Annotated in this window: 14 protein-coding genes; 8 read left to right on the top strand and 6 right to left on the bottom strand. The window is 67.9% G+C overall.

Features of this window, described 5'->3' with window-relative positions; translation table 11 throughout:
• Window positions 1-94: 94 nt before the first annotated feature.
• Together LI337_RS16745 and LI337_RS16750 are read left to right on the top strand one after the other, a co-directional pair.
• Window positions 95-1,054 (top strand): acetamidase/formamidase family protein, encoded by a 960-nt coding sequence (locus LI337_RS16745; protein ID WP_227231060.1) that lies wholly within the window; start codon window positions 95-97, stop codon window positions 1,052-1,054.
• A 57-nt stretch (window positions 1,055-1,111) separates the two neighbouring features.
• A complete protein-coding gene (locus LI337_RS16750) occupies window positions 1,112-1,636 on the top strand; it encodes an RDD family protein (RefSeq protein ID WP_227231061.1) in 525 nt (174 codons plus the stop codon).
• A gap of 16 nt (window positions 1,637-1,652) precedes the next feature.
• On the opposite strand, the gene LI337_RS16755 is transcribed toward LI337_RS16750, so the two are convergent.
• Entirely contained in the window at window positions 1,653-2,657 is a 1,005-nt protein-coding gene (locus LI337_RS16755) for an NAD-dependent epimerase/dehydratase family protein (protein WP_227231062.1), read from the bottom strand.
• 184 nt (window positions 2,658-2,841) lie between these two features.
• On the opposite strand from LI337_RS16755, the gene LI337_RS16760 reads away from it, so the two are divergent.
• Window positions 2,842-4,116, top strand: a complete 1,275-nt coding sequence (locus tag LI337_RS16760) for an MFS transporter (RefSeq protein ID WP_380700469.1) — start codon at window positions 2,842-2,844, stop codon at window positions 4,114-4,116.
• 24 nt (window positions 4,117-4,140) lie between these two features.
• Here the strand turns inward: LI337_RS16760 and LI337_RS16765 are convergent, their stop codons facing one another.
• Window positions 4,141-5,670 carry a carboxypeptidase M32 gene (locus LI337_RS16765; RefSeq protein WP_227231064.1) on the bottom strand — a complete coding sequence of 510 codons (1,530 nt, stop codon included), beginning with the start codon at window positions 5,668-5,670 and terminating at the stop codon, window positions 4,141-4,143.
• 75 nt (window positions 5,671-5,745) lie between these two features.
• Window positions 5,746-6,099 carry a cupin domain-containing protein gene (locus LI337_RS16770; protein WP_227231065.1) on the bottom strand — a complete coding sequence of 118 codons (354 nt, stop codon included), beginning with the start codon at window positions 6,097-6,099 and terminating at the stop codon, window positions 5,746-5,748.
• Window positions 6,100-6,246: 147 nt separating this feature from the next.
• On the opposite strand from LI337_RS16770, the gene LI337_RS16775 reads away from it, so the two are divergent.
• Complete coding sequence (locus LI337_RS16775) at window positions 6,247-7,026, top strand: SDR family NAD(P)-dependent oxidoreductase (protein ID WP_227231066.1); 780 nt, start codon at window positions 6,247-6,249, stop codon at window positions 7,024-7,026.
• A 101-nt stretch (window positions 7,027-7,127) separates the two neighbouring features.
• Here LI337_RS16775 and LI337_RS16780 read toward each other — a convergent pair whose 3' ends face one another.
• Complete coding sequence (locus LI337_RS16780) at window positions 7,128-8,591, bottom strand: amidase (RefSeq protein ID WP_227231067.1); 1,464 nt, start codon at window positions 8,589-8,591, stop codon at window positions 7,128-7,130.
• 95 nt (window positions 8,592-8,686) lie between these two features.
• On the opposite strand from LI337_RS16780, the gene LI337_RS16785 reads away from it, so the two are divergent.
• Window positions 8,687-9,490 carry a creatininase family protein gene (locus LI337_RS16785; protein WP_227231068.1) on the top strand — a complete coding sequence of 268 codons (804 nt, stop codon included), beginning with the start codon at window positions 8,687-8,689 and terminating at the stop codon, window positions 9,488-9,490.
• A gap of 32 nt (window positions 9,491-9,522) precedes the next feature.
• Here the strand turns inward: LI337_RS16785 and LI337_RS16790 are convergent, their stop codons facing one another.
• Window positions 9,523-10,602, bottom strand: coding sequence for a phosphotriesterase family protein (locus tag LI337_RS16790; protein ID WP_227231069.1), 1,080 nt, complete (start codon window positions 10,600-10,602; stop codon window positions 9,523-9,525).
• Between the two features lie 139 nt (window positions 10,603-10,741).
• Between LI337_RS16790 and LI337_RS16795 the strand changes: the two genes are divergently transcribed.
• Both LI337_RS16795 and LI337_RS16800 read left to right on the top strand, forming a co-directional pair.
• Window positions 10,742-11,530 (top strand): SDR family oxidoreductase, encoded by a 789-nt coding sequence (locus LI337_RS16795; RefSeq protein ID WP_227231070.1) that lies wholly within the window; start codon window positions 10,742-10,744, stop codon window positions 11,528-11,530.
• A 65-nt stretch (window positions 11,531-11,595) separates the two neighbouring features.
• Complete coding sequence (locus tag LI337_RS16800; protein ID WP_227231071.1) at window positions 11,596-12,579, top strand: aldo/keto reductase; 984 nt, start codon at window positions 11,596-11,598, stop codon at window positions 12,577-12,579.
• Window positions 12,580-12,706: 127 nt separating this feature from the next.
• Here LI337_RS16800 and LI337_RS16805 read toward each other — a convergent pair whose 3' ends face one another.
• Window positions 12,707-14,245, bottom strand: coding sequence for a carboxypeptidase M32 (locus LI337_RS16805; RefSeq protein WP_227231072.1), 1,539 nt, complete (start codon window positions 14,243-14,245; stop codon window positions 12,707-12,709).
• A 113-nt stretch (window positions 14,246-14,358) separates the two neighbouring features.
• On the opposite strand from LI337_RS16805, the gene LI337_RS16810 reads away from it, so the two are divergent.
• Complete coding sequence (locus LI337_RS16810; RefSeq protein ID WP_227231073.1) at window positions 14,359-16,281, top strand: M28 family metallopeptidase; 1,923 nt, start codon at window positions 14,359-14,361, stop codon at window positions 16,279-16,281.
• Window positions 16,282-16,283 lie beyond the last annotated feature (2 nt).

Consider the following 16,283-nt stretch of genomic DNA (forward strand, 5'->3'; position numbering starts at 1 on the left):
CCCGAGTTCCCGGTCGGCGGCGGCAGACTCGGCGGCGGGGGGCCGGGGCCACCCGGTCCGAAGGCTTATTCCCCGACCTTTCGACTGGTTCCACATGTCGAACGCGAGTGCAGACCTGACGCTTCCGGCCAGCGACGACGACTTCCAGCGCGAGTGGAACAACGACCTCGACCCGATCGCCACGGTAGCGTCCGGCGCGGTCGTCCACTTCGAGTGTCCCGACGCCCGCGAGGGGCAGTTCGACCTCGACACCACGCTCGAAGACGTCCAGCAGATGGATCACGACCGGGGCATGCCACTCGTCGGGCCACTGGCGATCGAGGGCCTCGAAGCCGGTGACGTCCTGGAGATCGAGATCCTCGACGTCGCCCACGGTGACGTCGGGTGGACACTGTTCTACCCGGGCGAGCGCGGCTTCGGCCTCCTCCCCGAGGAGTTCCCCGACTGGGGGTTACACGTCTGGGACCTCTCTGCGGGCGTCGGCGAGTTCGTCGACGGGATCGAGGTTCCCTTGGCCCCGTTTCCCGGAACGATCGGTCTCGCACCCGCCGAGTCCGGATCGCTCAGTACGACGCCGCCGCGGGCGGTCGGTGGGAACATGGACACGAAGTACCTCACGGAAGGGGCGACGCTGTACCTCCCCGTCGAAGTCGACGGCGGACTCTTCGCCGTCGGCGACGGACACGGCACGCAGGGAGACGGTGAGGTCTGTGGCGGGGCGATCGAGACGGCGATCGACGTCACCTGTCGGTTCGAGCGTCGGACCGACCTCTCGATCGACCAGCCACAGTTTCGGCCGGGGAAGCGACCGGAGGACTCGCGTCGTCCGACGTCGACCTACGCGACGACGGGTGTCGCGGACGATCTCATGGTCGCGGCGAAGCGCGCCGTCTCCGGGATGGTCGAGCATCTCCACGACCACCACGGGCTGACACGGGAGCAGGCCTACATCCTCTGTTCGGTCGCCGGCGACCTGACGATCAACGAGATCGTCGACGAACCGAACTACGTGGTCTCGGTCCACGTCGACGAGGCGCTCCTCTCCGAAGCGTGATCGGACGAAGCTGTGCCCCGACAACCTATTAGCCCCCCGTTCGTCTGAGAGCGTGGTATGCTGAACCACCCGTCACCCCGGCCGGGATCAGAGGGCGACGTTCTGGGCCGCCGGATCGCCGCGACGATCATCGACACCGTCGTCGTCTTCGTCGTCTACTACGCCGGACTGCTCGCACTCGCGGGCGTCCTCTCGCGGGGACTCGGGCCGCCGCTTCAGGTGATCAACTACCTGTTCTGGTTCGTCCTCAACGTGTTCGGCTTCGCACCGATCCTGACGCTGCACGGCGAGTCGTGGCTGTGGTTCCTCACGGCGGCGGCCGTCTGGGGTGGCTACGCCGCAGTCTTCGAGACACTGCGCGGGCAGACGATCGGCAAGGCGATCACGGGGATCGTGGTGATCCGAACCGACGGCACGCCCGTCGGTCCCCTCCAGGCAACACTCAGGAACCTCACCCGAGTCGTCGACGGCCTCCTGTACTACTTCGTCGGCCTGATGCTCCTCTCGCTCTCTTCCGACCGACAGCGCCTCGGGGACCGCCTCGGCGGAACCCTCGTCGTCGGTGTCCGCGACCGCCTCTGACCTCGCACTCGCGCGGTCAGTCTCTCCCGGTCCGACTCGCGTCGACGTGATCGATCACCGCCTGCTCACGTGCGCGGTCGATCTCGTGCTTGCCGCCGCCGACCTCGGTCGCGAAGTGAGCCTCGACCGTGTCGGCGATCGCCGCGTCGAGCGGTGTCGACTCCCAGCCGAGCGCCGCGAGTTTCGCCGTCGAGAGGACGTGTGTGTAGTCGCGGTAGCAGACGAAGTCGTCGACCGAGAGGTCGCCCGCCGCGAGATCACGCGGGAGTGCGTGGACGAACTCCACGTCGCGGTCGAGAGCCGTCGCGATCGTCTCGAGGAGCGTCTCGAGGTCGTCGAGGTGCCGGTCGGCGGCGTTGTACGCCTCCCCCGGCGTGCCGCGTTCCGCGACGAGTCTGAAGGCTCGCGCCAGGTCCCGGACGTAGACCCGGTGAAAGAGGTGCTGGCCGTCGCCGGGGACGACGACCCGGTCGAATCGCTCGATTCGGTCGATCCAATAGTCGAGTCGCTCGGTGTAGTCGTGCGGCCCGTAGACGAGACACGGTCGGACGCTCGTCGCCGCGACACCCCGCTCTGCGGCGCGGGCGACCGCACGGTCACCCTCCGCCTTCCGGTTCCCGTACGTCGATTGGTCCTCGTCGACGGCCTGTTCCTCGGTACACGCACGGATCGGCGTCTCGGCTTCGCGTTTCGGATTCGACGCGTCGGGATAGACGCCGCTCGAGGAGACGTAGACGTACGCGTCGACGTCGGCGAAGGCGCGGGTCGCCGTCTCGACCTCGCCGGGGTGGTAGGCGATACAGTCGACGACGACGTCGGGGTCGACACGCTCTGCCAGCGCGAAGATCGCATCGTCGTCCGTCCGGTCGCCGGTCACGTGAGAGACGCGGTCGTCGTCGGCGAACGGGTCCGGCCGGTTCCCCCGGGTGAACGTCGTCACGGTGTACCCCTCGGCGCGGAACTCTTCGACGGTCGCCCGCCCGATAAAGCGGGTGCCGCCGAGGACTAACAGGTGAGCCATGCCATCGCTTGGCACTCGGGCTCGAAGTATCCACGGGAGGCGGCAGTGCGGGCTGACGCCGCCCGTCCGGCCGAAGTGGTCGGTGAGTGTTACGAATCGATATATCTAAGCGGGCACCACGTGAGCCGTCGCACGGTGCAACAGACGGACGACCGACCGACGTCGAGGGGGAGAGGTGAGTAGCGTGAGCCGTGGTCCCGACGCCGGTGGTCGATCCGACTCCGACGTGAACATCCGGTACGTCGTCGCGAGCCTCGTCGCGGGCGTCTTCTTCGGGGGGCTGGGCGGGGGCGTCGCGTACCCCACGCTCCCCAACCTCGGCCCCATCCTCGGGATCACGCCCTTTCTCGTCGGGATCATCCTCTCGACGAACGGCTTCGTCCGCCTCGTGGCGAACACGCCCGCCGGACAGATCATCGACGCGATGGGGTCGCGGCGACCCATGATCGCGGGGTTCCTCGTCCAGGGGCTGGCCCCGTTCGGGTACGTGCTCGCGCTCCACCCCGACCTGGTGCCGCTGCTCGACAGTGCCGGCATCTTCCTCGTCGCGCGGGCGATGTGGGGGCTCGGCTCCGCGTTCGTCTTCGTCGGCGCGTTCTCGACGATCACACACGTCACCACGCGGGAGAACCGGGGGAAGTGGGTCGGCTACATGCGCGGCGGGCAGTCGCTCGGCTTTCCGACCGGGACGGTCGTCGGGGGGCTGGTCACGGACACCTTCGGCTACGAGGCCGCCTTCCTCGTCGCCGGCACCTTCGGACTGCTCGCGGCCATCGTCGCCGTCGCGGTGCTACCGAACATCGTCGCCGACGTGAGCACTGCGGCACGCCTCCGGGACTTACCCGCAGTCGTCGCGAGTGACCCGCGGATCCTCTCGATCGGCGGGGTGAACTTCGTCGTCCGGTTCGTCTACGTCGCGATCCTCTCGACGATCGTCGTCTTCGCAGGCAACTACGGGATCAGGATCGGGTCGTTCTCGGCGGTCGGAGTGAGCGGCGCGATGATGGCGGTCAGCGTCCTCGCGATGAGCGTGACGACGCTCGTCACGGGGCGCTACTCCGACACACTCTCCAGACGCGGGCTGGTGACGCTCCCGGCACTCGGTGCGCTCGCACTCGGACTCGCGATCGTCGGCCTGTTTCCGACGCTGTACACGACGCTCCTCGGGATGGCGTTGATCGGTGCGGGTGTCGGCGGGACCAGCCCACCGCTGCTCGCACTGCTCGGCGACATCAGCCCGGACGATCAGGTCGGCAAACTCGGCGGCGTCTACAACGTCTTCGGCGACCTCGGCGCGACGCTCGGCCCGGTCGTCGCCTTCCCGGTCGGTGCCGCGATCGGCTACGACCTGAGCTACCTCCTCTCGACGGTGTTCGTGTTCGTGGCCGTCGCCAGCGTCGTGGTCACCCTCCTCGGCACGGAGACGGGAGCAGAGGACACGACGACCAGCGCGGACTGAGACCGAGGCAGACGGACCGCTCGCTTACAGATCGTACAGTGCGCCGTACTTCTCGCGAGCGTACTCGACGAAGTAGTCGGCCGTGAGCGACTCGCCGGTCGCCTGCCGGACGAGTTCGTCGGCGCGGTAGTACTGGCCGTGTCGCTGGACGTTCTCGGTCATCCACTCGCGGATCGGGCCGACGCGCCCCTCGCGGATCAGATCGTCCACGTCGGCGTCCAGGTCTGCACGCATGGCGGCGTCGAGTTGTGCGGCGAGGACACTCCCGATCGTGTACCCGATGAATCCGGGGAGGCTCTGCGACCAGTGGGGGTCCTGCAAGCAGCCCTCGTTGTCCGTCTCGGGGCGGATCCCGAGGTACTCCGCCATCTTGTCGTTCCAGAGGGCCGGAATCTCCTCGGCGTCGATCCGGTCGTGGAACAGGTCGCGTTCGATCTCGGTCCGGAGGATGATGTGCATGTGGTAGGTGAGTTCGTCGGCGTCAACCCGGATGTAGTTGTCGTCGAACACCTGATTGACACACTCGTACGCATCGCGAGGACTGACGTCCGCGAGCGCCGGGAAGTGCTCTCTCACCGTGGGCGTGAAGAACTCCCAGAACGCCTCCGTCCGGCCGACGTGGTTCTCGAAGAACCGCGACTGCGACTCGTGGATGCCGACCCCTCGTGGCTCGCCGAGCGGCGTCCCGTAGTGCTCCTGTTCGAGTCCGTGCGCGTAGGCGGTGTGCCCGAACTCGTGGATCGTCCCCGTCAGTGCCTCGGTGAGGTCGGACTCGTCGTACCGGGTCGTCATCCGGACGTCGTAGGGGTGCCCGAACGAGAACGGGTGCGGCGCGACGTCGAACCGGGTGCGGTCCCAGTCCAGTCCGAGGGCGTCGAGGGCGGCCCGGTTCAGTTCTTTCTGCGTCTCGACGTCGAAGTCACCGTCCGCACTGTGGAGGGCGTCGGTGGCGAGGTCGACGTCGCTGTCCTGGATCGACGCGATCAGCGGGACGAGTTCCTCGCGGAGTTGCTCGAAGATGTCGTCGACCAGTTCCAGCGGGAGGTGTGGCTGTGCGAGATAGCCCGTCCGCTGGCTCCAGACGACCTCGTAGGGGTCTGCGTCCGGGTCGACGTGTGCCGCCCACTCCTTTTTCGCCGCGAAGTGTTCCGCGACGACTGGACCGAACTGCGACCAGTCGTCGTCCTCGCGGGCGGCCTTCCACCCCTCGTGGGCGCGGGAGTTGATGTCGCTGATCCGGTCGTTGAGCGCGTCGGGGACGCTGGCGGCCGTAGTGTACTCCCGGCGGACCTCTCTGACGACGGCCGCTCGTTCGTCGTCGAGGTCGGCGTCGGCCAGCACGTCGAGCGCCGCACCGAGGTCGTCGTCGGTGAGATACCGGTGACGGGCCGCCGACAGTGTCGTCCGCTGACTGGCCCGCGCGGGCGCGCCGCCCGGCGGCATCATCACGTCCGAGTCCCACCGCATCAGTTGGTTCGTCTTCTCGAGATCCAGCACGCGATTGGAGTGTTCGACGACCGTTCGGTACGCCTGCTCGACTGACTCACTCGCCATACGCACACCGACCCTGTGGCCGCTGATAAAACTACTGACGGGGGCGGTCGGCACACGGTCCCACCGCCGGTCTGCTCAGTCGTCGTCGACGCGGTCGGTCCAGAAGTCGAAGCCGCGGCCCGGCGCGAAGACGTCGAGTCCGACGGCGAGGTCATCACCCTCGTTTGCGACGCGGTGCGACTCCCAGGAGTCGAGCCAGACGGAGTCGTACTGTTCCAGCGTCACCTCGTCGTCTTCGGTGTACAGGGTGAGTTCGCCGCTGAGACAGATACAGACCTGTTCGTTCTCGTGGTCGTGCATCGGCGAGGAGTGGCCGGACGGTTTCTCGAACCACTCGAAGGTGAACTGATCGCTCCCGGCCATCGACACGCGTCGCCAGCCGTCTTCCGGTTCGTACGTCTCCGCCTCGTCGAAGTTGACGGGCTCCATACTACGCTGCTCCGCAGGCCAGTTAATCAATCTTCGGGATGGCCACTCCCACAGGGAGGGAGTAGTGCTCGTCCGCAGCGGCGAAACCCACCGACTCGGAGCCGTGATCGCCGCAAGCTATTCGTCACTCGCCGGTGGGGTCGAACCATGGACCTCTCAGACAGGACCGCACTCGTCACGGGTGGAGCCGCCGGCATCGGTCGGGGAATCGCGATCGAACTGGCCAGAGGCGGCGCGAACGTCGTCGTCGCGGACGTCCGCGCGGAGCCGAAACTCGCGGACGAGCAGGCGGCCGGGACGACCGTCGAGGTGATCGAGGGACTCGACGGTGATGCGGGTGCCGAGTTCGTCGACTGCGACGTCGCCGACGAGAGAGACGTCGAGACGGCCGTCGCCGCGACTGCCGACCGCTTCGGCGGCCTCGACATCCTCGTGAACAACGCCGGCGTCTCGGTGCGTGGGTCGGTCCACGAACTCGACCGCGACGAGTGGGAGCGGAGCCTCGACGTGAACCTCACCGGCGTCTACCTGGCGACGAAACACGCCGCGTCGCACCTCCGGGAGAGCGAGGCCGGTCGGATCGTCAACCTCGCCTCGACGGCGGCGTTCGAGGGCGGCCCGCGAGCGGCCGGCTACTGTGCGACGAAAGCGGCTGTCGTCAACCTCACTCGCCAGATGGCAGTCGATTACGGGCCGGACGGCGTCACGGTCAACGCGCTCTGTCCGGGGCCGATCTACACCAGTATGTCGCAGGGAACCTTCGACGACCCCGAGCGCCGGGAGATCTACGAGGAACACGTCCTCCTGCCGTACTTCGGTGAGCCGTCTGACGTCGGCGAACTGACGCGGTTCCTCGCGTCCGACGCCGCCAGATACGTCACGGGGACCGCGATCCCGATCGACGGCGGGTGGCTGGCCAGCCGATAGGGCGGGTCGTCTCGGACGACGCCACGACGGTCTCAGACCGCCTCGACGGACGACCGTCTTCTATTCTTCACACCGTCTCGACGGACGACCAGCCTCTGTTCTCACACCGTCTCGTACAGGTGTGCCCACGGCCGCGCCCGTTCCAGCGCGGCCCCGGCCGCGAGCACGAGTTCGTCGTCGAACCGCTGTCCGGCGATCTGTAGCCCGACCGGAAGCCCGCCGTCGGTCGTCCCTGCGGGAACCGACAGGGCCGGCGGCCCGCCGAAGTTGAACGGGAACGTCAGGAACCAGTCGGTCGCGGGGTCGACCGCCTCCCCGTCGATCTCGGTCGGTCCGATCGTTCCGTTCTCGACGCCGGCGACAGAGAGCGTCGGCGTCACGAGGAGATCGTACTCGTCGAACACCGACTGGAGCGCGTCGTAGATCCGGGTGTGCGGGAGGTTGACGAGTTTGTACGAGACGGCGTCGGTCTCGTGGCCGTCGGCGACGGACTGCGCGAACTCCTCGCCGACCACCTCCGGGTGGTCGGTCAGATCGATCCCGTGTTCTCGCTCGACGTGTTCGGCGAGGACGGCGGTGTGAACCGGGCCCCAGCGGTGGTACTTGGGTTCGACGAGTTCCGCGAGCGTCATGCCGAAGTCCACCTCGACGTGGGCGAGCGTCGCGGCCGTGGCGTCGGCGAGATCGGCGGCCGCATCCGCGACGATCCCCTCGACGCGGTCGGCGACCGGGAAGACACCGAGATCGGCACTGTAGGCGATCGAGAGGCCGTCCGGGTCAGTGTGGGTCGCGTCGAGGTAGTGTCCACCGGGTCTGGACCCGTCGGCCGGCAGACTGAACGGGTCTGCGTGATCGGGACCCGCCACCACGTCCAGCGCGAGTGCGGCGTCGGGGACGGTCCGGGTCAGCGGCCCGGCGTGGTTCCCCCGTGCGTGCGCGAACGCGTCTGGGCGTGCGGTCCAGGGGATGCGGCCGAACGTCGGTTTGAAGCCGACGACACCGCAGAGCGACGCCGGGATCCGTATCGACCCGCCGCCGTCGGTGCCGTACCCGATCGTGGCGAGTCCGGCGGCGACGGCCGCCGCCGACCCACCCGACGAGCCACCGGCGTTGTAGCCGGCGCCGAACGGGGTCGAGGCGTATCCCGCCAGATCACTCTCCGTGACCGCGCTCCGGGCGAACGGTGGGGTGTTCGTCTTCCCGAGGACGATTGCCCCGGCGTCACGCAGTCTGGCGACCGCCGGATCGTCACTCTCAGCGACCTCGTCGGCGAGCAACGACGTGCCCTGGGAGGTCGGGACGCCCGCGACGTCGACGAGGTCCTTGATGCCGACGGGGACACCCGCGAGCGGGCCGGGATCACCGCCCTCGGCGACGGTCTTCGTGTGAGCTTCGGCGGCCGCGAGCGCACGCTCTCGGGTGACGGTGACGTACGCGCCGAGGTCGTCGTCTCGTCGGTCGATACGGTCGAGGTGTGCACGGGTGACGTCGACCGGCGAGACGTCGCCGGCACGAACGCGCTCGGCGATCGTCACCGCTGGCAGGAGACACAGGTCGTCGGCCATGCCACCGACTCCGACGGCCGACCGTATAAATCGCGCCCCCGGTGGGGCGGCGGGTGCCACGAACGCTTATGGACCCCTCACTCGTCGGGCCGTGCATGTACGAGTGCCTCGGCAGTCAGCCGACCGCGTGGGCGGGGAAGACGTACGGCGAGATAGAGGCGATCGCAGACCGGGACGGCTCGATTCTCGTCCAACCGGTCGGCAGTATCGAACAGCACGGTCTCCACCTCCCGGTGTCGACAGACACCATCTGTGCGGACGCGCTGGCACACGAGGGGGCGGCGACGGTCGCCGACGAGGTACCGATCGTCGTCGCCCCGGCGCTCTGGGCCGGCAACTCACCGTACCACGTCTCCTTCCCCGGTCGGATCGACGTGGAGTTCACGACGCTCGTCGACGTCTACGCGCAACTGGCCGCCTCGGCACTCGAGACGGGGTTCGACGCGCTACTGTTGCTCAACGGCCACGGCGGTAACCACAACGCGATCGGCGGCGCGAGCAAGGCGATCGGCCTCGAACACCCGGACGTGGAGGTGCTGGCGATGACCTACTTCGGACTCGCCGCCCCGATCGTCGACGAGATCCGCGAGTCGGAGCCGGGCGGCATGAACCACGCCGGCGAACTGGAGACCTCGCTGATGCTCCACCTGCGACCCGACCTCGTCCGGGAGGACCTGATCGAGGGGACTCACCTCGACGAACCGTACACCCACGCGTACGACGACATGTTCGTCTCGGGGCCGCTCTCGGTCCACCGCCTCGAAGAGGAGTACTCCGAGACCGGCGCGGTTGGCGATCCACAGTTCGCCAGCGCGGAGGCGGGCGAGACCATCTTCGAGTATCTCTGTGGGGAGATGGAGCTACTCCTGACCGAGATTCACGAACAGACCACTGGCTGACCTGCGGCGGACGACGCCGCGTCCGCCGGCCGTCACTCCGGCGCGCTCACGGTGAGCAGTCGCTGCGGGTTGTCCGTGAGGATGCGATCGATCGCGTCGTCCGGCACGCCCGCGCCCGCGAACATCGGGAGGACGTTCGTGAGGACGTGGGCGTACCCGTGCCCGCCGTACCGTCGCAGGAGGTGTTTGAGGAAGATGTCGTGTGAGACCAGCAACTGGTCGGTGTAGCCGTCCGCGACGAGGTCGGCGACGTAGCCCGCCCGGTCGACGTCGGAGGGCTGGGCGTCCTCGGCGTCGGGGAAGTACAGTTCGTGGCCGAACAGGTCGAACTCGACGAAGGCACCCCGATCCAAGATCTGTCGCTGGTACTCCATCGACCCGCCGAGCCACTTCGACTGATCCATGTGACAGATGGCGACGCGGTCGAGCGGGAGTCCCTCCGCTGCCAGAATGTCGAGGATCTGGAGCGCGCGGCGGGACGGTGGCCACTCCGGATCGCGATCCGACGGCGGGTGGACGCTGACGGGGACGCCGGTTCGCAACGACGCCCGCGCGCCGGCCCGCAACACCTTCGCCTCCTGTTCGTGGATCTCGCCGCTCGTCCCGATCTCGCCGAGGATCCCGGCTCGCACGTCCGTCTCGCCGATGCCGTCTCGCACGTCGGAGACGAACTCGTCTGCGATCTCGTCGGCGGTCATGTCGTCGATCCGATCGGGGTGTGCGTCCCGAGTGTAGAAGGCCGTACCGTGGATCGCAGTGACACCCGTCTCACGTGCGACGCCACGGACCCGCGCGGGGTCGTTCGCGGTTCCCTTCGGCGTGACGTCGACGATCGTGTCGCCGCCGGCCCGGTAGTAGTCTCCGACCTCCGCGACGGCGTCCGCGAACGACTCCATCCGGAGGTTCGCCCGGTGCCGGGTCGGGTTCCGGCGGACGTACCAGAGGTTCTCCAGCGAGATCGGTTCGCGCGCGAGTTTCCGCTCGTACGCCGAGTCCGGGGGCTCGAACTTCCCCGACCACGAGGAGAACAGGTGCTCGTGTGGGAGCGTGACGCCGAGCGTCTCGGGGGCGACCGGCCCCTCGACGGTGATGGCACTGCCAACGTCTGACATGGCAGATCCGTGTCGCCGCGACCGCTTAACTGTGAGTGTCTCGTGGACCGGCACGGCCGTCGGAGGGGCTCGCCACGGCGACGGGGACGAGTCTGCTGGAGTGGAAACGCACTTGTAGTCCGCCCAGGATGTAGTGGCTATGGACCTCGAACTAGCGGGCGACGCGGCACTGGTGACTGCATCGAGTAGTGGGTTGGGAAAGGCCTCGGCGACGGCACTCGCACGGGAAGGTGCGAACGTCGTCATCAACGGTCGTGACGAGGAGCGATTGGCCGAGGCGCGAGCCGAGATCGAGGCGGTCGCGACCGGCGAAGTCGTCGCCCAGCAGGGCGACCTCACCGCCGCCGAGGACGTCGAGGCGATGGTCCAGCGAACCGTCGACGAGTTCGGCGGGCTGGACCACCTGGTAACCTCGGCTGGCGGCCCCCCGAGCGGCGCGTTCCTCGAGACGACAGACGAGGACTGGTACCAGGCGTTCGACCTGCTGGTGATGAGTGTCGTCCGACTGGTCCGAGCGGCCGAGCCACATCTGACCGAGGACGGTGGGACGATCGTCAACATCACGTCCCGCAGTGTCAAGGAGGCGATCGACTCGCTCGTCCTCTCGAACTCGGTCCGGATGAGCGTGATCGGACTGGAGAAGACGCTGTCGAAGGAACTCGCGCCGGACGTGCGGGTCAACGCCGTGCTCCCCGGGTCACACGAGACCAGTCGGATCGAGAACCTCGTCGAGGCGGCCGTCGAGCGCGGTGAGTTCGACTCCTACGAGGAGGGGATGCAGGCGCGCGGGGAGAGCGTCCCGATCGGTCGGATCGGCGATCCGATGGAACTCGGCGACACCGTCGCGTACCTCTGTTCGCCACGCGCCGGCAACATCAACGGCCAGGCCGTCGTGATCGACGGCGGGTCCGGCAGCGCGAACCTGTAGGCCCGCGTCGATTCGCTGTCCCCCGGCGACCAATCCTTTTTACCACCACCACGAGAGAGAGCGGCATGGCACTCGACACGGTACCTCTCGGAGCGACCGGCCTGCAGGTGAGCGAACTGGCACTCGGGACCGCCCGGTTCGGCAGTGAACGTGACGACGGGACCGAGGAGATCGACCGCGACGCGGCACACGCGCTGCTCGACAGCTACGCCGACGCCGGCGGCAACTACGTCGACCTCGCCGACGTCTACGGCGGCGGGACGGCGGAGACGTACGTCGGCGAGTGGCTCACAGACCGTGACCGCGAGGCGTTCGTCCTCGCCTCGAAGATCTACTGGCCGACGCGGGAGGGCGATCCGAACGGCGGGGGACTCAACCGGAAACACCTCCGGCGACAGATCGACGCGATCCTCGACAGACTGGGCACCGACTACCTCGATCTACTCTACGTCCACCGGTGGGACGACGCGACACCGGCCGAGGAGTTCATGCGAACGCTGGACGGCTTCGTCGCCGACGGCCGCGTCCACTATCTGGGCGCGTCGAACCGCGATCCGAACGCGTGGCAGGTAGCGATGGCGAACGAGATCGCCCGACGAGAAGGGTACGAACCGTTCACCCAGACGCAGATCGTCTACAATCTCGTCGACCGGCAGGTCGAACCGGAGTACCTGCCGATGGTCGAGGAGTACGAGTTGGGGCTGATGCCGTTCTCGCCGCTCGCGGGCGGCTTCCTGACGGGCAAGTACCGTCGCGACGAGTCGCCGCCCGCCGGGTCGCGTGGCGGCCACGAGGAACGGTTCCGCGAGACGTACCTCACCGACGAGAACTTCGACGTCCTCGAAGTCGTTCGGGAGGTCGGCGACGCACTCGACGTCTCGCCGGTACAGGTCGCGCTCGCGTGGCTGCGAGCACATCCGAGGGTGACCGCGCCGGTGATCGGCCCACGCACCGAGGCGCAACTGACGGAGAATCTCGCGGCGGCCGACCTCGATCTCAGCGACGAGCAGTTCGCGCGTCTCGACGACGCCGCGCCGTCGCCGTACTGAATCGGTTGCGTCGAGGGGGAGAGACACGCCGACTGTCCGCTCCGCCTCCGTCTCGCCGATGTGTGCCCGCTCCGCCTCCGTCTCGCCGCTGTGTGTCCACTCCGCCTGTGTCTTGCCGATGCGTTGATCAGAGGTCGTATATCTCGCCGTACTTCTCGCGGGCGTACTCGACGAAGTAGTCCGCCGTCAGCGGTTCGCCGGTCGCCCGCTCGATCAACTCGTCCGTCTCGTAGCGCTGGCCGTGGCGGTGGACACGCTCGGTGAGCCACTCGTGGATCGGCTCGAAGGTCCCCTCCCGAACCAGACCGTCGACGTCGAGGTCCTCGCGCATCGTCGCGTCGAGTTGTGCGGCGAGGACGCTACCGATCGTGTACGTGATGAACGCGGGGATCTGGCCGGCCCAGTGTGGGTCCTGCAGCGGTCCCTCGGCGTCGGACTCCGGGCGCAGATCGAGGTACGCATCCAGCTTGTCTGCCCAGACCTCGGGCACCTCGTCGATCCCGATCTCCCCGGCGACGAGCGCCTGTTCGATCTCGGTCCGGAGGATGATGTGCATGTGGTAGGTGAGTTCGTCCGCAGCGACCCGGATGAGATTGTCCTCGTAGACCTGGTTGACACACTCGTAGGCCGCTCGCGGCGTGATCCCCGCCAGTTGCGGGAAGTGTTCCTGGACCGTCGGGAGGAAGTACTCCCAGAACGGCTCCGAGCGACCGATGTGGTTCTCGAAGAACCGCGACTGTGACTCGTGGACACCGAGCCCGCGCGGTTCTCCGATCGGGTCGCCGTAGTGGTCCTGCGGGAGTCCGTGTGTGTAGGCGGTGTGGCCGAACTCGTGGAGCACGCCCTGCAGTCCGTCCATCAACGTCTCCTCGCTGAACCGGGTGGTCACCCGGACGTCGTACTGCGTCCCGTACGAGAACGGATGCGGGGCGAGGTCGAGTCTGGCCCGGTCCCAGTCGAGCCCCAACAGCGAGAGCGTGTCTTCACAGAGTGCCCGTTGTGCCTCCGGATCGTAGGGGCCGTGTGCGGTGAAGGCGTCGGTCGCCACCGCCGCGTCGCTGTCGCGGATGTCCGCGATCAACGGGATCAGCGCCTCGCGGAGGTCGTCGAAGATCTCGTTCACCGTCTCCAGGTCGATGTACCGCTGGGCGTGATACCCCGACCGTTTCTGCCAGAGGGTCTCGAACGGGTCGGCTGCGGGAGCCACGTTGTCTGCCCACTCCATCCACGCGTCGACCACGCGCTCCATCGTCGGCGCGAACTGCGACCAGTCTTCCGCCGCTTTCGCCCGTTTCCAGTCCTCGTGTGCACCGGACGTGACGTCCGCGATGCGGTCGTTGAGCGCACTCGGAACGCTGGTCTCGACGTCGTACTCCCGGCGGACCTCTCTGACGACGACCGCTCGGTCCCGGTCCAGGTCGGCGTCGGCCAAGACGTCGAGTGCCGCCCCGAGGTCGTCGTCGGTGCGATACCGGTGCTGTGCCGCAGCGATCGACGACCGCTGGCTCGCGCGGGCGGGCGCGCCGCCCTCGGGCATCATCACGTCCGAGTCCCACCGCATCGTGAAGTCGGTCTTCTCCAAGTCGAGGATCCGCCGACTCTTCTGCAGTACCGTCTCGTAGGCCTCGTCGGGGGACATCCCCTGGCCGTGGCTGTCTGTCGCCATAGGGCACCTACCGCAGCAGGTCGTATAAATCCCGAAGGTGGCACCGGTTGGGCGGAATCTTCATTGGGGGGGTCTGAGAAGCGGGTAGTAATGCGATCTGGAGTGCTAGCCGCATGAATCGAGAAGCGATGTTCGAGGCGGTCGACCGGGCGTTCGATCCGGAGCGGGCCCGCGAGACGGCCGTCGAGATGACACAGTACTACCGTGCGCCGGGGACCAGCGGGTTCCACGCCGCGATGGAGTACGTCGAGAGGGCGCTCACCGACGCCGGCCTCGACGTCTCCGTGGACCGACCGACGATGACGGACGCGTGGGAGCCGAACGACGCCCGCCTCTCCGTCGTCGCCCCCGAAGCGACGACCCTGATCGACTACGAGACCGCGCCGGCGTGCATCGCCTGGGCGTCGTCTGCCACCGACGGGCCGGAGCAGTTCGAGGTCGTGGACGTCGGGACCGGCGAACACGCCACCGACTTCGAGGGGAAGGACCTCGACGGGAAGGTCGCGTTCGTCCACGGGACGGAGCGGCGGCCGGGGTGGTGGGAGGCGGCCAGGAACGCCGTCGACGCCGGTGCGCGTGGGATCATCACCGACTACATGCTCTATCAGACGCCCGGCGTCCGGGAACCGGAGTTGGTCCCGGAGGCGGCACAACTCCTGCGACTCCGGCCACCGGAGGCGTTCGTGAACGAGGACGTGTGGGCGTTCTCGATCCCGCACGCGGCCGCAGAGACACTCGACGGCTACCTCGCAGACGGACCGGTGACCGTCGAGGCGGACGTCGACGTCGACGTCTTCGACAGCGACCTGCCGTACGTCGAGGCGACGATTCCGGGGAGCGAGAAGCCGGACGAGACGATCCTGTTCTGCGGCCACGCCTCGGGGATCAAGCCCGGCGCGAACTGTGCGGAGGGGACCGGACTCGTGGTCGAACTGGCACGGGCACTCGAGTCGCTGGTCGAGGACGGCGAGTTCGAACCGAAGCGGTCGCTCACGTTCATCCTCGGCGGGGAAGGGCCGGTCTCCGAGCACTACCTCGACACGCACCCCGACGCGGCGGCGGACGTGGTGACCACGCTGACCTACTGTTCCACGGGCCACAAGCAACACGAGACCGAGTCGACGCTCCTGCTGTCGTCCTCGCCGGACTCGGTGCGCCACTACACGAACGACTACCTCGCCGAGTTGGCGGAGTTGAGTCCGAAAGACGCAGACTGGATCGGCAAGGAGGGCGGCAAGGAACTGCCGCTCGTCAGCCTCACCCAGCACTACTACACGCCGTGGAGTGACAACACGCGTTTCGCGGCCCTGGGCATCCCCGCACCGCTGTTCATGTCGTGGCCGGACCGCTGTTTCCACAGCCAACTGCTGACGAAAGACGTGATCGACCCCCGGGCGCTCCGCCGGTCGGCACTGATCTCGGGTGTCGCCGGTCTCGAACTCGCGACGGCCGACGATCGGACGGCCGAGTCGATCGCCCGTATCGTCGCAGGACGGGCGACCGACCGTCTCCGTCGCCTCGGCTCCCGCTACGCGACCGGCGAGAGCGACGACCGCGCCCGTCGGCACATCGAGTACGTCGGCGAACGGGACGTCGAGGCGCTACAGACGGCCGCAGAACTCGCCGACGGTGACGTGAGTGAGCGTCTCGACCGACTCGCAGAGAGTGTCGAAGAGACGGCCAGCCAGGAGGTCGACTCGCTGGAGGCTCCGGACCAACCGGACCGCGACCCTGCGGCCCAACGCGTCCCGGTCCGGACGGTCGAGGGGGGCGACGCACTCGTCGACCGCTGGACCGGCTTGGCGTACGACGACCTGCTCGCCGTCGCGGACGAACTCCACGAGGACGACCCCGAGGCTGGCTGGCGGTCGCTACGCGTCGTCTCGGACGAGGCGTGGAACTTCGTCGACGGGGAGCGAACCGTCGGAGAGATCGCGGACGCGGTCGGCTTCGAGTTCGGCCTGCGAGTCGACCCCGGACCGATCGAGACGATCCTCGAGGGCCACGCCGAGGGTGGCAACCTCCGGTTCGAGTAACG

The organism is Salinirubrum litoreum (assembly GCF_020567425.1).
Lineage (GTDB): Archaea > Halobacteriota > Halobacteria > Halobacteriales > Haloferacaceae > Salinirubrum > Salinirubrum litoreum.

Bases quoted from the DNA above. Each gene is read 5' to 3' on its own strand.
- LI337_RS16800 (WP_227231071.1), top strand. From the start codon at position 11,596: ATGGCACTCGACACGGTACCTCTCGGAGCGACCGGCCTGCAGGTGAGC.
- LI337_RS16770 (WP_227231065.1), bottom strand. From the start codon at position 6,099: ATGGAGCCCGTCAACTTCGACGAGGCGGAGACGTACGAACCGGAAGAC.
- LI337_RS16790 (WP_227231069.1), bottom strand. From the start codon at position 10,602: ATGTCAGACGTTGGCAGTGCCATCACCGTCGAGGGGCCGGTCGCCCCC.
- LI337_RS16795 (WP_227231070.1), top strand. From the start codon at position 10,742: ATGGACCTCGAACTAGCGGGCGACGCGGCACTGGTGACTGCATCGAGT.
- LI337_RS16810 (WP_227231073.1), top strand. From the start codon at position 14,359: ATGAATCGAGAAGCGATGTTCGAGGCGGTCGACCGGGCGTTCGATCCG.
- LI337_RS16785 (WP_227231068.1), top strand. From the start codon at position 8,687: ATGTACGAGTGCCTCGGCAGTCAGCCGACCGCGTGGGCGGGGAAGACG.
- LI337_RS16765 (WP_227231064.1), bottom strand. From the start codon at position 5,670: ATGGCGAGTGAGTCAGTCGAGCAGGCGTACCGAACGGTCGTCGAACAC.
- LI337_RS16780 (WP_227231067.1), bottom strand. From the start codon at position 8,591: ATGGCCGACGACCTGTGTCTCCTGCCAGCGGTGACGATCGCCGAGCGC.
- LI337_RS16805 (WP_227231072.1), bottom strand. From the start codon at position 14,245: ATGGCGACAGACAGCCACGGCCAGGGGATGTCCCCCGACGAGGCCTAC.
- LI337_RS16775 (WP_227231066.1), top strand. From the start codon at position 6,247: ATGGACCTCTCAGACAGGACCGCACTCGTCACGGGTGGAGCCGCCGGC.
- LI337_RS16745 (WP_227231060.1), top strand. From the start codon at position 95: ATGTCGAACGCGAGTGCAGACCTGACGCTTCCGGCCAGCGACGACGAC.
- LI337_RS16750 (WP_227231061.1), top strand. From the start codon at position 1,112: ATGCTGAACCACCCGTCACCCCGGCCGGGATCAGAGGGCGACGTTCTG.
- LI337_RS16755 (WP_227231062.1), bottom strand. From the start codon at position 2,657: ATGGCTCACCTGTTAGTCCTCGGCGGCACCCGCTTTATCGGGCGGGCG.